The sequence below is a fragment of the Pseudonocardia sp. WMMC193 genome, assembly GCF_021728735.1.
GTDB classification, from domain to species: domain Bacteria; phylum Actinomycetota; class Actinomycetes; order Mycobacteriales; family Pseudonocardiaceae; genus Pseudonocardia; species Pseudonocardia oroxyli.
This window is the reverse complement of the sequence record NZ_JAKKDO010000003.1, coordinates 4,481,054-4,497,105: the sequence shown is the minus strand read 5'-3', so window position 1 is coordinate 4,497,105 and position 16,052 is coordinate 4,481,054. Positions and strand designations below refer to the sequence as shown.

General features: G+C 71.5%; 17 protein-coding genes, 1 tRNA gene, 1 other RNA gene and 1 pseudogene. 15 read left to right on the top strand and 5 right to left on the bottom strand.

Going from position 1 to position 16,052, the window contains the following annotated elements; all coding sequences use genetic code 11:
• Positions 1–77 precede the first annotated feature (77 nt).
• Genes L3X23_RS23240 through L3X23_RS23220 form a run of 5 tightly spaced genes read left to right on the top strand, consistent with a single transcriptional unit; the run spans position 78 to position 4,456 of the window.
• Entirely contained in the window at positions 78–1,100 is a 1,023-nt protein-coding gene (locus tag L3X23_RS23240; RefSeq protein WP_237194502.1) for an iron ABC transporter permease, read from the top strand.
• On the top strand, positions 1,097–1,837 hold the full coding sequence (locus L3X23_RS23235; RefSeq protein ID WP_237194501.1) for an ABC transporter ATP-binding protein: 741 nt from the start codon (positions 1,097–1,099) through the stop codon (positions 1,835–1,837). Before L3X23_RS23240 ends, L3X23_RS23235 begins: the two co-directional genes overlap by 4 nt.
• Before the next feature lie 9 nt (positions 1,838–1,846).
• Positions 1,847–2,806 carry an ABC transporter substrate-binding protein gene (locus L3X23_RS23230; RefSeq protein ID WP_237194500.1) on the top strand — a complete coding sequence of 320 codons (960 nt, stop codon included), beginning with the start codon at positions 1,847–1,849 and terminating at the stop codon, positions 2,804–2,806.
• The gene (locus tag L3X23_RS23225) at positions 2,803–4,023 is read left to right on the top strand and encodes an MFS transporter (protein ID WP_237194499.1); all 1,221 of its coding nucleotides are present in this window, start codon (positions 2,803–2,805) and stop codon (positions 4,021–4,023) included. Before L3X23_RS23230 ends, L3X23_RS23225 begins: the two co-directional genes overlap by 4 nt.
• Positions 4,024–4,081: 58 nt before the next feature.
• Complete coding sequence (locus L3X23_RS23220; RefSeq protein ID WP_237194497.1) at positions 4,082–4,456, top strand: antibiotic biosynthesis monooxygenase; 375 nt, start codon at positions 4,082–4,084, stop codon at positions 4,454–4,456.
• Between the two features lie 115 nt (positions 4,457–4,571).
• Here the strand turns inward: L3X23_RS23220 and L3X23_RS23215 are convergent.
• Positions 4,572–4,656 (bottom strand) — tRNA-Ser (locus tag L3X23_RS23215).
• 73 nt (positions 4,657–4,729) lie between these two features.
• On the opposite strand from L3X23_RS23215, the gene ffs reads away from it, so the two are divergent.
• Both ffs and L3X23_RS23205 read left to right on the top strand, forming a co-directional pair.
• Positions 4,730–4,824: signal recognition particle sRNA small type (gene ffs / locus L3X23_RS23210), an RNA gene on the top strand.
• A gap of 47 nt (positions 4,825–4,871) precedes the next feature.
• A pseudogene (locus tag L3X23_RS23205) lies at positions 4,872–6,476 on the top strand (DNA polymerase III subunit gamma and tau); the annotation flags it as partial.
• A gap of 1,059 nt (positions 6,477–7,535) precedes the next feature.
• Here L3X23_RS23205 and L3X23_RS23200 read toward each other — a convergent pair.
• On the bottom strand, positions 7,536–8,342 hold the full coding sequence (locus L3X23_RS23200) for an N-acetylmuramoyl-L-alanine amidase (RefSeq protein ID WP_237194495.1): 807 nt from the start codon (positions 8,340–8,342) through the stop codon (positions 7,536–7,538).
• 85 nt (positions 8,343–8,427) lie between these two features.
• On the opposite strand from L3X23_RS23200, the gene L3X23_RS23195 reads away from it, so the two are divergent.
• Positions 8,428–8,748, top strand: coding sequence for a YbaB/EbfC family nucleoid-associated protein (locus tag L3X23_RS23195; RefSeq protein ID WP_237194493.1), 321 nt, complete (start codon positions 8,428–8,430; stop codon positions 8,746–8,748).
• Position 8,749: 1 nt separating this feature from the next.
• Positions 8,750–9,370, top strand: a complete 621-nt coding sequence (gene recR, locus L3X23_RS23190) for a recombination mediator RecR (protein WP_237194491.1) — start codon at positions 8,750–8,752, stop codon at positions 9,368–9,370.
• Between the two features lie 34 nt (positions 9,371–9,404).
• On the opposite strand, the gene L3X23_RS23185 is transcribed toward recR, so the two are convergent.
• The 3 genes from L3X23_RS23185 to L3X23_RS23175 all read right to left on the bottom strand — a co-directional run bounded on the left by L3X23_RS23185 (position 9,405) and on the right by L3X23_RS23175 (position 10,448).
• Positions 9,405–9,638 carry a hypothetical protein gene (locus L3X23_RS23185; protein WP_093086674.1) on the bottom strand — a complete coding sequence of 78 codons (234 nt, stop codon included), beginning with the start codon at positions 9,636–9,638 and terminating at the stop codon, positions 9,405–9,407.
• A gap of 59 nt (positions 9,639–9,697) precedes the next feature.
• A complete protein-coding gene (locus L3X23_RS23180) occupies positions 9,698–9,886 on the bottom strand; it encodes a hypothetical protein (protein ID WP_143030122.1) in 189 nt (62 codons plus the stop codon).
• 337 nt (positions 9,887–10,223) lie between these two features.
• Entirely contained in the window at positions 10,224–10,448 is a 225-nt protein-coding gene (locus L3X23_RS23175) for a hypothetical protein (protein WP_237194489.1), read from the bottom strand.
• Positions 10,449–10,674: 226 nt separating this feature from the next.
• On the opposite strand from L3X23_RS23175, the gene L3X23_RS23170 reads away from it, so the two are divergent.
• From L3X23_RS23170 to L3X23_RS23145, 6 genes are all read left to right on the top strand, one after another.
• Positions 10,675–11,562: a helix-turn-helix transcriptional regulator gene (locus tag L3X23_RS23170; RefSeq protein ID WP_308116986.1), complete on the top strand. Its 888-nt coding sequence runs from the start codon at positions 10,675–10,677 to the stop codon at positions 11,560–11,562.
• Between the two features lie 202 nt (positions 11,563–11,764).
• Positions 11,765–11,977, top strand: coding sequence for a DUF397 domain-containing protein (locus L3X23_RS23165; protein ID WP_308116937.1), 213 nt, complete (start codon positions 11,765–11,767; stop codon positions 11,975–11,977).
• Positions 11,978–12,050: 73 nt separating this feature from the next.
• Positions 12,051–12,266, top strand: a complete 216-nt coding sequence (locus L3X23_RS23160) for a DUF397 domain-containing protein (protein WP_308116936.1) — start codon at positions 12,051–12,053, stop codon at positions 12,264–12,266.
• Positions 12,267–12,419: 153 nt separating this feature from the next.
• The gene (locus tag L3X23_RS23155; RefSeq protein WP_237194478.1) at positions 12,420–14,072 is read left to right on the top strand and encodes an ABC transporter substrate-binding protein; all 1,653 of its coding nucleotides are present in this window, start codon (positions 12,420–12,422) and stop codon (positions 14,070–14,072) included.
• A 61-nt stretch (positions 14,073–14,133) separates the two neighbouring features.
• Positions 14,134–15,138, top strand: coding sequence for an ABC transporter permease (locus L3X23_RS23150; RefSeq protein WP_093086653.1), 1,005 nt, complete (start codon positions 14,134–14,136; stop codon positions 15,136–15,138).
• Positions 15,135–16,052, top strand: coding sequence for an ABC transporter permease (locus tag L3X23_RS23145; protein ID WP_093086650.1), 918 nt, complete (start codon positions 15,135–15,137; stop codon positions 16,050–16,052). Before L3X23_RS23150 ends, L3X23_RS23145 begins: the two co-directional genes overlap by 4 nt.

Sequence of the window (16,052 nt, the reverse complement as noted above, 5' to 3'; positions counted from 1 at the left end):
GGTATCATTTTCATTAAGCGGACGACAGGGTGCCGACGGTCACGCTGGCTTTCGTGAGGTTCGTCCGGTAAACGTTCATGACAATCATGTTCACCAAGTGCGCCTTCGGGCTGAGCCTCGCGTTGCTGCTCTCGATCGTCGTGGCGATCGGGCTCGGCCCCGCCGCCGTCCCGCCGCAGGACACGCTGCGCTACCTCGGCGCCGCGCTGACCGGCGGCACGATCGCCCTCGACGAGGTGCCCGTCTACGAGATCATCTGGCAGCTGCGCACCCCGCGCGTGCTGCTCGCGGCCGTCGTCGGGGCCGGACTCGCCGCCGTCGGGGTGGGGGTGCAGGCCCTGGTGCGCAACGCCCTCGCCGACCCGTTCGTCCTCGGGATCTCCTCGGGTGCGTCGGTCGGCGCGGTGACGGTGCTGGTCACGGGTGTGGTCGTCGGGGTGTACGCGGTGTCGCTGGGGGCCTTCCTCGGCGCGCTGACCGCCGCGGCGCTGGTCCATCTCGTGGCCCGCACCGCGAGCCCGCTGCGCCTGGTCCTCACCGGGATCGCCCTCGCCTACGCGTTCCAGGCCGCCATGGCCCTGCTCGTCTACCTCGTCCCGCAGGGCGAGTCGACCGCGACCGTCCTCTACTGGACCCTCGGCGGGTTCGGCGCCGCCACCTGGGGCGCCCTGCCGGTCGTCGCCGTGCTGGTGGTCGCGGGCCTGGTCCTGCTGCGGCGGTGGGCGGGCGATCTCGACCTGCTCGCCCTGGGCGACGAGACCGCCGTCAGCTCCGGGCTCGACGTCCGCGCCCTGCGCACCCGCCTGTTCCTGCTCACCTCCCTGATGACCGGCGCGATGGTGGCGGTCAGCGGGGCGATCGGGTTCGTGGGATTGATCGTGCCGCACCTGGTCCGCATGGTCACCGGCGCCGTGCACGGCCGGGTGCTGGTGCTCGCCCCGCTGGTCGGCGCGGTGCTGGCGGTGTGGGTGGACCTGCTGGCGCGCACCGTCGTCGCGCCGCGGGAGCTGCCGCTCGGCGTGGTCACCGCGCTGGTCGGGGTGCCGGTCTTCCTGGTCCTGCTCCGGCGCCGGGCGTACGTGTTCGGGAGCGCCCGATGACGCTGTCCCTGCACGGGATCTCGGTCGCGCTCGGCGGCCGGGAGATCGTCCGCGAGCTGTCCCTGGACGTCGCCACCGGCACCGTCGTCGGGCTCGTCGGGCCCAACGGCAGCGGCAAGTCGACGGCCCTGCGCTGCGTCTACCGGGCCTTGCGGCCGGTCCGCGGCACCGTCCGGCTCGACGACGCCGACCTGAGCACGCTCCCGTTGCGGCACAGCGCCCGTCGGATCGCGGCCATGACCCAGGACAACGGTTCGGACCTCGACTTCACCGTCGCCGAGCTCGTCGCGTTGGGTCGGGCGCCGCACGGCGACCGGGACCCCGCGATCGTGCGCGAGGCCATGAAGCGGGTGGGCGTGGACCACCTGGCCGACCGCGGCGTGCTGACCCTGTCCGGCGGCGAGCGCCAACGCGCGCTGGCCGCCCGCGCGCTGGCCCAGACGCCCGAGGTCCTCGTTCTCGACGAACCCACCAACCATCTCGACATCGCCCACCAGATCGGCCTGCTGGCGGCCCTGCGCGACACCGCGCTCACCGTCCTGGTCGTGCTCCACGACCTCAACCTCGCCGCAGCCGTCTGCGACCGGATCGGCGTGCTGGCGCACGGCCGCCTCGTCGCCGTCGGGCCGCCCCGCGAGGTCCTCACCCCGACCGTCCTGCGGGAGGTGTTCGGGGTCGAGGCGGAGATCGTCGCGCACCCGACCACCGGCCGCCCCCAGCTGCTGTACACCTTCTGAGGAGATCCGTTGCGCCGCTTCGTTCCCGTGTTGTTGATCCCGCTGCTGGCGGGCTGTGGCGCGCAGGTCGCCGCCCCCGTGGGCGACACCGTCACGGTGGCCCGGTGCGGGGAGCAGGTCGAGTACCGGATGCCCGAGCGGGCCGTCGCCTACGAGGGCGGCAGCGCCGACAAGCTGTTCGCGCTCGGGCTGACCGACCACGTCCTCGGCTACGTCATGCCGCCCGCGAACCCGCCGGTCACGGAGTCCCCCTACGCGGCGGAGTACGGACGAGTCGAGATGCTCAGCGACGACCTGCTCAACCGCGAGCTGGTCGTCGACGCCCGCGCCGACCTCGTCGTCGCCGGATGGCGCTCCGGGTTCTCCGACGAACGCGGCATCACCCCCGCCCTGCTCGACGGCCTCGGCATCCAGTCGGCCATGCACACCGAGAGCTGCTGGAACTATCCCGGCTTCCCCGAGCGCGTGCCGCCGATCGAGGGACTCTACGAGGACCTGCGCAGGCTGGGCGCGATCTTCCGGGTGCCCGAACGGGCGGACGCGCTGATCACGGACATGCGGGCGCGGATCGCGGCGGTCGAGGCGGCCGCACCGGACGGGCAGATCCCGGTCTTCCTCTACGACTCGGGCACCGAACGCCCGGCCACGGCGGCGAACCAGGTGCCGCCCACGGACATCATGCGGGTCGCGGGCGGGCGGAACATCCTCGCCGACGTCGACGGCCGCTGGACCGACGTCGGGTGGGAGACCGTCGTGGAACGCCGACCGGAGGTCATCATGATCATGGACTACGGCACGCAGAGCGCCGAGGACAAGATCGCCTTCCTGAAGTCGCTGCCCGCGCTGCGCAGCGTGCCCGCCGTGCAGAACGACCGCTTCTTCGTGCTCGACTACAACGAGGCGATCAGCGGACCGCGCGTCATCGACGGGGCCGAGCGCTTCGGCGCGTACCTGCGGGGGCTCGCGTGAGGTTCGCTCGACTGTGGATCGGGACGACGGCGTCCGGGCTCGCGACCTGGGCGTTGCCGTTCGTGCTCGGGCTGGGCGTGGTCGACGGGTCGCTGTCCGCGGTGGAGCTCGGGCTCGCGCTGGGGGTGCGTACGGCCGGGTTCCTGGTGGCGGTGCCGATCAGCGGCGTGCTGGCGGACCGGTACTCCCGCCGCGCGACGGTCGGATGGTCCGGCGCGGCCGCGGCGCTCGGGACGGTGCTGGTCGCCGCCGGTCTGGGACAGCTCGCGGTGCTGCTGGTCGGCGCGGCGCTGGCCGGGGCCGGGCAGGGGGCGTGCAGGCCCGCGTTCCAGGCGCTCGTCGCGGAGGTGGTGCCGCAGGAGAAGCGGCAGTCCGCCAACGCGGCGATCACGGTGGCCGTCCGCGCCACCACACTGATCGCCCCGGCCCTGACCGCGCTGCTCGCCACCCTCGTCGACGTCCGCTGGCTCGCCCTCGGCATCGCCGTGCTCTGGGTGGTCGCAGCGGCGGTCCCGCCCCGCGGCGTCGTGCGGAGTCGGGACCCGGAACGTCTCGAGGGTGCCGCTCGGGACTCGGCCGGAAGGGCCACCGCGCGGTTCGTCGCGGACTTCCGGGAGGGACTCGTCGAGGCGCGCAGGCACCCCTGGTTCCTCGCCGGGCTGGGCGCCCTCACCGCGGTGATCGCGACCGGGTACTCGGCGACCGGCGTGGCGTTGCCGCTGGTCAGCGCCGAGGTCTACGGCGGCGCGACCGTCCTGGCCGCCGCGCTGACCGGGTACACCGTCGGAGCGCTGCTGGGCGGGCTGCTCATCGCGCGGATCCGTCCCCGCGCCCCCGGCTGGGCGGCGCTCGCCGGGCTGGCGGTCTACGCCGTGGCTCCACTGGCGCTGCTGTCCGAGCTGCCCGTGTGGGTCGTGGTCGGCGCGTACGTGGTGTGCGGCATCGGGATCGAGCTGTTCAACGTCCCGTGGTTCACCGCCGTCCAGCGCGAGGTGGCGCCGGACAAGCTGGCCCGGGTGTCGTCGCTGGACTTCCTGTTCTCCTACGGCTTGGCGCCACTGGGCCTGGCCCTGATCGCCCCGGCCATCGCGACCTTCGGCGTCTCGCCGGTGCTGGTCGCCTGCGCGGTGGTGTGCGTGGTCGCCCCCGCCCTCGCGATGCTCGCCCCGGGCGCGCGCGGCTTCGCGACCGCGGAGGTGGTGGGGCGGCGGTCGTGACCGCGCGGGTCCTGCTATTCCGTTGAGTGGGCGCCCCGAAGGGTGCGAGCCTGTCGTCGTGCCCGACGCATCTCGACTGGTGGTGACGCCCGAACCCCCGTACGTGGCGGTGATCTTCTCCTCCGTGCGGACCGAGGGGGACGACGGCTACGAGAACATGGCGCGATCGATGGTCGAGCTGGCCTCGACCCAGCCCGGTTTCCTGGGCGTGGAGAGCGCCAGGGAGGGGGTCGGTCTCACCGTCTCGTACTGGCGGGACGAGGATTCCGCCCGGTCGTGGAAGGACGTGGCGGCGCATCTCGCTGCGCAACGTCGCGGCCGGTCGACCTGGTACTCCGACTACCGGGTGCGAGTGGCGAAGGTCGTCCGGGAGTACGGCCTCGCCGACTCCGCGTTGAGCGAGGAGGGCGAGGTCCGCAGCGGATCGTCCTGACCACGGCGGTCCGTCGGTCTCCGGGACGCCCGACACACCGCCGAACCGAGGCCGAACGCGGCAACGCCGGGTCGACCCTCGACGGGCCGCCCGGCGTTGCTGCTGCTCAGAAGCGCGGAGGATAGGGGATTCGAACCCCTGAGGGCTTGCGCCCAACACGCTTTCCAAGCGTGCGCCCTAGGCCACTAGGCGAATCCTCCGGCGAGAACCTTACGGGACCGGGTTCGGGACCCCCGAGGCGGGACCCGGGTCGCCGACGTGACTACACTCGTCCCCGGATCCCGCGCGGCGTCCATCCTGTGAACTCCCCCAGGGCCGGAAGGCAGCAAGGGTCAGCGGGCTCTGGCGGGTGCGCGGGGTCCCCTTTCTTCTCCCCCTCCCGGTCCTGTCGGGGGCGGTGGGTAGCCTCGGATCCGTGGCGCTGGCTCTGTATCGCAAGTACCGCCCGGCGAAGTTCGCCGAGGTGGTCGGGCAGGAGCACGTCACCGAACCGCTGGGCACGGCGCTCGCGGCGGGGCGGATCAACCACGCCTACCTCTTCTCCGGTCCCCGGGGCTGCGGGAAGACGTCGTCGGCGCGGATCCTGGCCCGCTCGCTGAACTGCGTCGAGGGGCCCACGCCCGATCCGTGCGGGGTCTGCAACTCCTGTGTCGCACTGGCCCCGGAGGGGCCGGGGAACATCGATGTCGTCGAGCTCGACGCGGCGTCCCACGGTGGTGTGGACGATGCGCGCGAGCTGCGGGACCGGGCCTTCTACGCGCCGGCCGAGTCGCGCTACCGGGTGTTCATCGTCGACGAGGCGCACATGGTCACCACGCAGGGCTTCAACGCCCTGCTCAAGATCGTGGAGGAGCCGCCGGAGCACCTCGTCTTCGTGTTCGCGACCACCGAACCGGACAAGGTCCTGCCCACGATCCGTTCGCGGACCCACCACTACCCGTTCCGGCTCATCCCGCCCGGCACGCTGCGCTCGCTGCTCGAGCGGATCTGCGCGGACGAGGGGGTGCAGGTCCAGTCCGCCGTCTATCCGCTGGTCATCCGGGCGGGCGGTGGTTCGGCGCGCGACACCCTGTCGGTCATGGACCAGCTCCTCGCGGGCGCCGGGCCGGAGGGGGTCACCTACGAGCGCGCCATGGCGCTGCTCGGGGTCACCGACGTCGCCCTGATCGACGACGTGGTGGACGCCCTGGCCGCGGGCGACGGCGCGGCCGTCTACCAGGCCGTCGACCGGTTGGTCGAGGCGGGCCACGACCCGCGCCGGTTCGCGCAGGACCTGCTGCAGCGGCTGCGGGACCTGATGTTGGTCCAGGCGGTGCCGGAGGCGGGCAGCCAGGGGCTGGTCGAGGCGGCGTCGGACGAGCTGGAGCGCATGGTCGAGCAGGCGGCGCGGCTCGGGCCCGCCACGCTCGCCCGCTACGGCGAGATCGTGCACGCGGGCCTCACCGAGATGCGGGGCGCCACCGCGCCGCGGCTGCTGTTGGAGCTGCTGTGCGCGCGCATGCTGCTGCCCGCGGCCACCACGTCGGACGCCGGGTTGCTCGAGCGGCTGGAGCGGGTCGAGCGGCGGAACGCGATCTCCGCGGAGCCGCTCGCCGCGGGGGCGTCGGGGGCGGCGGGGGTGTCCGAACCGGCGAAGCCGCAGTTCGTGCGGCCGTCGCAGCGACAGGACGAGCCTGCGCCGTCGGCCCGCGCTGCGGAGCCCGCGGCAGCGCCGTCGGGCCGGGTCGCCGAACACGTCGGGGCGCCCGCGGGCGGGGTGGCTGAGCCTGCGGCTGCGCCGTCGGGCCGGGTCGCCGAACCCGCCGGAGCGCCGTCGGGTCGGGTGACGGAGCCTGCGCCGCCGGGTCGGGTCGCCGAGCCGGCGGGACAGCCTGCCGGACCGGCAGCCGAGCCCGCGGAACAGCCTGCGGGACAGGCGACCGAGCCTGCCGCAGGGCCGTCGCGCCCTGCCACCGATCGTGCCGCTCCGCCCGCGGACGCGCCGCAGCGCCCTGGCACGGAGCCCGCCACCGAGCGTCGTGCGGCCGAGTCGCAGGCTGCAGGCGTCGCGACCCCGTCGGACACCGTGGACCCGGCGCAGCCCAGGTCCACCACCGACGGGTCGGAGTCGGCCGCCGGCCGCGCGGCACAGGCCGACGCCTCGGGTGCCGCGGGCGCGCCGGGGTCTGCCGAGCAGCCGCCGGCCGCCGAGGAGTCCGGGCAGACCGCTCGTGGGCAGCGGCCGGATCCCGTGCGGGAGCCCGAGCGTGCGGCCGAACGCCCGTCGCGGGAGCCGCAGCGGGCCTTCGCGGCCGAGCCCGAGAGCCCCGCGGTGGACGCTGCGCCCGAGCCCGCCGCCGCGCCGGAGCAGCCCGCGGCGGAGGAGCAGGAGCCCGTCGCCGCCGGGCTCGACGCGAGCGCGGTGCGCCGGGTCTGGTCGGAGATCCTCGCCGCGGCCCGCGAACGCAGCCGCAGCACCGAGGCGTTGATGGTCAACGCCACGGTCCGGGCGGTCGAGGGGGACACGCTGGTCCTCGCCATCGGGTCGCCGCCGCTCGCCCGCCGGTTGCAGGACACCCGGAACACGGACGTCATCAGCGCCGCACTGCACGCCGTGCTGGGGGTGCAGTGGCGGGTCCGCGTGGAGACCGGCGAGGGCGGGGGAGCGGGTCCGGCTCGCCAGGCCGCCCCCCGGCAGGCACCGCAGCGCCCGGCGCCGCAGCGGCCCTCCCGTCGTGAGGATCCGGCCCCGGCGGAGCGGCCCGAGCCCGATGCGCCGCGGCAGGCCCCGCAGCGGGGCGAGTACCAACGACCCCAGCGGGCCGAGCAGCCGCGCCCGCCCGCGGACGATCGCGGTCCGGGCCGGCCCGAGTCCGGCGGGTTCCGCCGTCCCTCGGGTGGTCGCGGCCGCGGCGACGAGGGCGTTCCGCTGCCCCCCGAGCCGCCGGACGAGGAGCCGCCGCCGGACGACGAGGAGGCCATGATCGCCGAGGCGGACGCCTCCCGGGCGGAGCGCTCGGTGCGCCGCGATCCCGAGGAGGTCGCGATCGAGCTGTTGTCCTCCCAGCTCGGCGCGAAGGCGCTCGACCAGCGCTGACCCTCAGCTGAGGAAGCGCTCGATGCCCTGGGCGATCGCGGCGGCGTACCGGTCCCGGCCTTCCGGGCTGGACAGGACCGCGGCCTCGTCGGCGTTGCGCATGTTCCCGCACTCCACCAGCGCCGCCGGGACGGTGGCGAGGTTGAGGCCCGCCAGGTCGGGGCGGGGCGAGAGACCGGCGCGGCCGATGTAGTCGCTGACCGGGAAGCCGCCCGCGACCAGCCCGTCGCGCAGGTCGGTCGCCAGCGTCACAGCCGGGCCCGCCTGGGCCGGGTTGAGCGGCGGCGAGCTGTACGCCACGTGGAAGCCGTGGTTCGGTGCGGCCGAGCCGTCGGCGTGCAGCGACACCATCAGGTTGGCGCCCGCCTCCTGCCCGGCCCGGCCGCGGACGTCGACGCAGGGTCCCACGCCGTCGTCGGAGGGGCGGGTCAGGACGACCCGCGCGCCCGCGGCCTCCAACCGGGTCTGGACCCGTCGGGCGAGGTCCCAGGCGAAGGCGTGTTCGGGGTAGCCGGCGTTCGTGCTGGTCCCGGTGGTGTTGCAGGCCTTGGTGCCGCCGCGCCCGTCGGGCACCTGCCTGGTGACCTCGGCGCGGGCCGCGGCGGAGCCGTTGCGGCCGTTGTGCCCGGGATCGAGGACGACGGTCCGTCCGGTCAGCGCGGGTGCGGGCGGTGCGGGTGCGGGCGGTGCGGACGTCGTCGCGACGGGGACCGGGGCGGACGACGCCGGCGCGGCCACGCCCCCCGCCGAGCAGGCCACGAGGACGAGCCCCGCCGCGAGGGTGACGAGGACGCGGCGCGGGGCGGACACGGCGCCCACCCTGACACGGCTACGCTGGGTTCGAGTGGGCGACACGGCGAGGAGTCTTGTGGTGCAACCGGGTGGTCAGCCTGACATGGCGATGATCCTGCAGCAGGCGCAGCAGATGCAGGAGCAGCTGATGCGGGCCCAGCAGGAGCTCGCCGAGGCCGAGGTGACGGGGCAGGCGGGCAACGGCCTCGTCACGGTCACGCAGACCGCGGCGGGTGAGGTGCGCGCCGTCACGATCGATCCGAAGGTCGTGGACCCGGAGGACGTCGAGACGCTGCAGGACCTCATCGTCGGCGCGATCCAGGACGCGGCCCGCGCGGCGCAGCAGCTGCAGGCGGACAAGATGGGGCCGCTCACGGGCGGGTTCGGGGACCTCGGCGGCAGCCTGGGCCTGCCGGGCGCCTGAGTTGTTCGAAGGACCCGTTCAGGACCTCATCGACGAGCTCGGGCGGCTGCCCGGGGTCGGGCCGAAGAGTGCCCAGCGCATCGCCTTCCACCTGCTCGCGGCCGACGCGGCGGACGTCACCCGGCTGCAGGAGGTCCTGCAGAAGGTGAAGGAGGGCGTGCAGTTCTGCGAGGTCTGCGGCAACGTCTCCGAACGCGAACGCTGCCGCTACTGCGCGGACGCCCGCCGCGATCCCACGATCGTCTGCGTGGTCGAGGAGCCCAAGGACGTCCTCGCCGTGGAGCGCACCCGCGAGTTCAAGGGCCGCTACCACGTGCTCGGCGGCGCGCTCGATCCGCTGGGCGGCATCGGTCCGGACGCGTTGCGCATCCGCGAGCTGCTGGCGCGGCTCGGGGGCACCGGCCCCGCGAGTGACGAGGGCGACATCGGCGAGGTCATCATCGCCACCGATCCGAACACCGAGGGCGAGGCCACCGCGACCTATCTGGTCCGGCTGCTCAAGGACTTCCCCGGCCTCTCGGTGACGCGCCTGGCTTCCGGGCTGCCGATGGGCGGCGACCTGGAGTTCGCCGACGAGATGACGTTGGGACGCGCGTTGGCGGGGCGCCGCGCCCTGAGCTGACCGGTACCTCCGGGTCTCCCCGGAGGTACCGCTCTCAGGCGGGCGGAGCGGACTGGAGTTCCGCGCGGGCACGCAGCAGCGCACAGCACGGGCACCCGGTCATCTCGGCCACCCCGATGATCTCGTGCTCGCGGAGCCACACGGTCCACTCGCGCTCGACGAGCTTCTTCCGGTCGGCCTCGACGCGCTCCGCAGCGATGCTGAAGCCCATCGAGACCGACAGCCCGATCAGCCCGACGAGGCCGATCGCGACGATCACGGCGTACATGGTCCCTCCCCTTCGTGGTCGGGCCGGGGACGGCGCAGAAACCCCCCGGCACTGCGCGGTCAGTCGCTGTCGTCGTCGCCCCAGGAGTCGTAGTACCCGCCGCCGTGGCGGACCTCCCAGCTGCGACGCCGCTCTGCGGCGACCCGCCGCCACGCGCGGGCCTGTGCGGCGTCCATGACGCCCACGACGACCCCGATGACGGCCAACAGACCCAGCCCGACGACCAGGGCGACAACCAGGACACTCACGGAGACCACCTCCCCGATCGACGACGGGCGACCTTGCTGGACACGGATCCGGCAGGCCGAACAGCTCGAATCGAGCTCATCTGGAGACACCTTCCTGTGTGTTCCTCGACGGCGGTTCGCCGTGAGCTGAGTGGACCCGAAGAATTCGGGTGGGGGTGCGGACGCGGGCGGGGGCGGCTGCCGTTCCTGCTGGTCACGGGCGCCCTCCTCTCCCTGGACCCCGGGTGGAGGTGAGGCGAACCACTCGGGGTCTCGCTGAACTCAGTGTGGGGTATGGATTCCCGTGGTGCAATTGCAGCAACTCAAATCTTGCTCAAACTTCGGAGCGTGACCGGGGTCAGTGCGTGCGACGGACGTGCTCGTCGAGCACCACGGTGGGGGTGCGACAGGTGCGGCACTCCTCGGGGCGGGCCCGCGGCGGTCGCTCCCGGCGGGGCGCGGGGGACTCGCCGAGAATCGACCGCCACGCCTGCCGCTGTGCATGCGCCTGCAGGACGCCGACCCCGACCCCGAGCAGCACCAGTGCCGCGAGTCCGAGCGTGATGATCCAACCGGTAGCCATGCCGGGCCCCCTCCGGCGGTTCGCGAGGTCGCCGCGACACGCCATGCCGAAGGGACTTGCACCGTGCAATGTCAGGGGCTACGTTCGGGCGCTGTCGATCTGTGACAGCCTCCGTGCCGGTTCCCGACGTCCAGACGTGGACGCCCAGTTCCTGCCGTGCTCCGTGACACTGCTGTCGCGCAGCGCAATTCGATGATGCAACGCCGTGGTGCAATTGCACAAGGGGATGAGTGGGATGAGCCAAGGCCCCGCGACCTCCCGCCGCCGTCTCGGCGCGGAGCTGAAGCGGTACCGGGACGAGGCGGGGATGACCTTGGAGCAGGCGGCGGAGGCCCTGGAATGCTCAACCTCCAAGATCTCAAGGCTGGAGAACGGCAAGGGGCTCCCGAAGCAGCGTGACGTGCGAGATCTGGTTCGGCTCTACGGCAAGCGCGCCGAGTCTCGACTGGAGCATCTGCTGAGGCTTGTACGCGACGGGTCCCGGGCTGGTTGGTGGCAGGATTACACGAAGTTGATCGCCCCCGATCCCTTCGTGCTAGATAGCCCGGACCGCTATGTGGCGCTGGAGTCCGACGCCTCTCGGATCAAGAGCCTTGAGCTTGCGGTCTTCCACGGATTGCTGCAGTCTCCCGCGTACGCGAGAGCGGTGGTACAGAGCGCTCTTCCCTTCCACGATCCTGTCGAGATCGAGCAACTCGTGGAGTTTCGTGTGCGTCGTCAGCGCGCACTCCGCCGGCTCGAATCTCCATTGCAGTTGCACCATATTGTGGACGAGGCAGTTGTTCGGCGGACAGTCGCTAGCAATGGCGAGATTGCGCGTCAACAATTCTTGCATCTCTTGCAATGCGTCGACGAGTTCGGGGTCGTTCTACAGGTCCTTCCGTTTAGCTCAGGTTTCTCACGTGCGCTTGGGGGGCCGTTCGCCGTCATAGAGTTCGAGGACTCACAAGACCAGGACGTCGTCTTTGTCGAGGCGCAGTCAGGAGGCTCATTCCTCGACGGTGACTTCGGCGTCGAGACCTTCAAGCGGGTCTTCAGCGACACTGCTTCGGCAGCGTTGGGTCCTGAGGAGACCCGTGCAGTGATCGAGGAGGAGCTTCATCGAATGGGTTAACCCGCGCTTTGCGACGAGCGGTGCTCTTCATGCGGTGAATGGCCCTGAGAGGCCTTCTGGCCGAGCGGATATGCCGCTTGTCTCGCTGTGGGGCCGGAAGTCGCACCTCCTGTCCGGTGATCGCTCCGCTTGGCGCCTCTGATGGGACTGCTTCGAGATGTGACACTTTGGACGGGACGCGACCGGTCGATACCGTCCGCTCGTGGATGAGTCGACCCGTCTCGGGCAGATCAATTTTGTGCGAAGCTCGAAGTGCAGCATCGGCAATTGTGTCGAAGTCGCCAAGGATCTCGACGGGTCCATACTCGTTCGCGACTCCAAGTCGCTTCCTGGGGGACCGGTCCTCTCCTTCACGAGGGCGGAGTGGGCTGCGTTCCTGAGTGGTGTACATGACGGAGAGTTCGACCTGCAGTGATCATGATGCCCTAGCTGCGGCTCATCTCCGGCCTTCCGCCCTTCGTCTCCGTCATGCACCATGGAGTCGGAGGGTGATTCTTTTGCCGCGAGAGACCGAGTTGACTTTCCACCGCAGTAGCTTCTGCTCGGTGGGTACATGTGTGGAGGTCGCCCGCGACGTCGATGGTTCAACCGTCGTTCGGGACTCCAAGCTGAGTAAGGGAGTCCTGCTCCGCTTCACTGCGGACGAGTGGGCGGACTTCGTGGCGGGGGTGAAGGCGGGGGAGTTCGACTTCCCCACCCCGTGACACAGCGTGAGCATGTTACGTGCGGTTCACGCATTTGAGGTCCACTTGAGCTAGCTGTGCCCCAAACGTGACGTCTAGGGCTACCCGTGGGTAGGTGGGATGCGTAGCGTGTCCCACCATCTGAAACCCCGACGACCTCGAGGTGTCACAGGAATGCCCACCACACGACGTCTGCTCGCCGTCATCGCCGCCGGCGCGCTCTCCGTCTCGCTCGCGGCGTGCGCGACCTCGGAAAGAGGCGGCGACGCGCAGGCCGGAGCGACCGGCGGAACGATGGTCTTCGGTGCCGCAGGCGCACCGAAGAACTTCGACCCGATCTTCAACGACGACGGCGAGAGTTTCCGCCCGATCCGGCAGATGTACGACACGCTGATCACGTACAAGCCGGGGACCACCGAGCTGACCCCCGGTCTCGCGACCGCCTGGGAGTCCACGCCGGACGGCAAGCAATGGACCTTCACGATCCGTGAGGGGGTCACGTTCACCGACGGCACCCCGCTCGACGCCGCCGCGGTCTGCGCGAACTTCGATCGCTGGGCGAACATGCAGGGCGATGCCGCGCAGTCGAACATGATCTATTACGCGGACGTCTTCGAGGGCTTCAAGGGCAACGGCGGGATCTACGACAACTGCCAGGCGGCCTCGCCGACCAGCGCCGTCATGACGCTGACCAAGAACAAGGGCGCGTTCCCGGCCGCCTTCGGCCTCACCGCGTTCTCGATCTCGAGCCCGACGGCGCTGAAGCAGTACGACGCGGACAACGTCACGCAGTCCGGGGACTCCTTCTCGTACCCGGCCTACGCCACCGATCACCCGACGGGCACCGGTGCGTTCAAGTTCGAGTCCTACGACCGGACGGCCAACACCATCACGCTGGTCCGCAACGACCAGTACTGGGGTGAGAAGGCCAAGCTCGACAAGCTGGTCTTCCGGGTGATCCCGGACGAGAACGCCCGCAAGCAGGAGCTGACCGCGGGCACGATCGACGGCTACGACCTGCCGAGCCCGGCGGACTACGCGTCGTTGAAGTCGTCCGGCCAGCAGGTGCTGATCCGCGACCCGTTCAACGTGCTCTACATGGGTATCAACACCAAGAACAACCCGGCGCTGCGGGATCTGCGGGTGCGCCAGGCGTTGGCCTACGCCATCGACCGCCAGGCGCTGGTGCAGACCAAGCTGCCCGAGGGGGCCGAGGTCGCCACCCAGTTCATGCCGCAGACGGTCGCGGGCTACGCCGCCGACGTGCAGCAGTACCCGTACGACCCGCAGAAGGCGAAGGACCTGCTGGCGCAGGCCGGCGCGTCGAACCTGACGCTGAACTTCTACTACCCCACCGAAGTCTCCCGGCCGTACATGCCGAACCCGACCGACATCTTCCAGCTGATCGCGGAGAACCTGCGTCAGGTGGGGATCACGGTCAACCCGGTGCCGCGGCCGTGGAACGGCGGCTTCAAGGACGACGTGCAGACCGCGGGCAAGCAGGACCTGCACCTGCTCGGCTGGACGGGCGACTACAACGACGCCGGCAACTTCATCGGGACCTTCTTCGGTCGCGAGAAGCCGGAGTTCGGCGCGGAGGACCCGGCCATGTACGCGGAGATCAACGCCGCGGACGCCAACCCGGACCAGGCGCAGAAGCAGGCACAGTACGAGCAGGCCAACCGGGACATCATGGCCAAGTACCTGCCGGCCGTGCCGATCAGCAGCAGCCCGCCCGCGATCGTCGTGGGGCCGAGCATCCAGGGTCTGGTGCCGAGCCCGCTGACCGACGAGCGCTTCAACACCGTCAGCAAGACCCAGAGCTGACACCGGCCACGGGCCGACGGCGCACCCCGCCGTCGGCCCGTGGTGTGGAAGGACCCCCACCATGCTGCGCTTCATCGTGCGGCGGTTGATCCAGGTCGTCCCCACCCTCCTGCTGTTGTCCGTGCTGTTGTTCGCCTGGCTGCGTTCGCTGCCGGGCGGGCCCGCGGCGGCGCTGCTGGGGGACAAGGCGACCCCGGAGAAGATCGCCGAGCTCAACACCGTCCTGGGGCTCGACCAGCCCATCCCGGTGCAGTACGTGAAGTTCCTGGGCCGGGCGATCACCGGCGACTTCGGGAACTCGCTGATCACCGGTGAGCCCGTCACCACCGAGATCGCCCGCGCGCTGCCCGCGACCATCGAGCTGTCGGTCGCGGCCCTGCTGATCGCCGTCGTGCTCGGCATCCCGCTGGGCTACCTCGCCGCCCGCTACCGCGGTCGTCCGCTGGACACCACCACCATCATCGGGACACTCGTCGGCGTCGCGGTGCCGGTGTTCTTCCTCGGTTACCTGCTCAAGCAGTGGTTCGCCGTGGACCTCGGCTGGTTCCCGCCGTCCGGCAGGCAGGCCGTCGACATCGAGGCCACCCACGTCACCGGGTTCGCCGTCCTCGACGGGCTGCTGACCAGGGAGTTCGACGCCAGCTGGGATGCGTTGACCCATCTCGTGCTGCCGGCGATCGCCCTCGCCACGATCCCCCTCGCCGTGATCGTCCGGATCACCCGGGCATCGGTGCTCGACGTCATGGGCTCCGACTTCGTCCGGACGGCCAACTCCAAGGGCCTCGCCCCCGGCACCGTCCGGCAGCGGCACGTGCTGCGCAACGCGCTGCTCCCCGTCTCCACCACCATCGGCCTGCAGACCGGTCTGCTCCTGGCGGGCGCCGTGCTCACCGAGAAGGTGTTCGTGTGGGGAGGGCTCGGGACCCTGCTCGCGCAGGCGATCGAGCGCCGCGACTATCCCCGGCTGCAGGCCGTCGTGCTGCTCGGTGCCCTGGTGTACGTCCTGGTCAACCTGCTCGTCGACCTCTCCTACGCGATCATCGACCCGAGGGTGAGGGTGCGATGACGAGCCTGCTGACCCGCCGTCGGGACAAGATCGACGACCTCGGCGGGCGCTCCCTGACCGCCGACGCGCTGATCCGGCTGCGCCGCAACCCGGTGGCGATCGTCGGGGCGGTGATCGTCGGGCTGTTCGTGCTGGTCTCGATCTTCGCGCCGCTCCTCGCCCCGCACGGCCCGGCCGAGGTGTTCCCGGAGCTGCAGCGCAACCTGCGGCCCGACTCCATCCCCGGCGCCCTGCCGGGCTTCCCGCTCGGCTCGGACCAGAACGGCCGGGACTTCTTCTCCCGGCTGCTCCTCGCCTCGCGCCAGACCCTGTTCGTCGGCGTCTTCGCCACGCTCATCGGGCTGGTGTTCGGCGTGCTGATCGGGGCGATCGCCGGGGCCTTCGGCGGGTGGGTGGACACGGTGCTCATGCGCGTCACCGACGTGCTGTTGTCCATCCCGTCGCTGCTGCTCGCGATCTCCATCGCGGCGCTGGCCGCGCGGCCCAGCCAGACCACGGTGATCATCGCCGTGGCGCTGGTGAACGTGCCGATCTTCGCCCGGCTGCTGCGCGGGGCGATGCTCGCCCAGCGGGAGTCCGACCACGTCCTCGCCGCGACCTCGCTGGGGGTGCGGCGGGGTGCGATCGTGGTGCGGCACATGCTGCCGAACGCGATGGGGCCGGTGATCGTGCAGGCCACGCTGACTCTCGCGACGTCCATCCTCGACGCCGCCGCGCTGTCCTTCCTCGGGCTCGGGGACGGCGACCCCGCCCGCGCCGAATGGGGGCTCATGCTCGCCAACGCCCAGTCCTACCTCGACGTCCGGCCCGCGCTGGCGTTCTACCCGGCCATCGCGATCATCCTGGTCGCGCTCGGGTTCACGCTGCTCGGCGAGGCACTGCGCGAGGCGCTCGATCCGAAGGGGAGGCGCTGA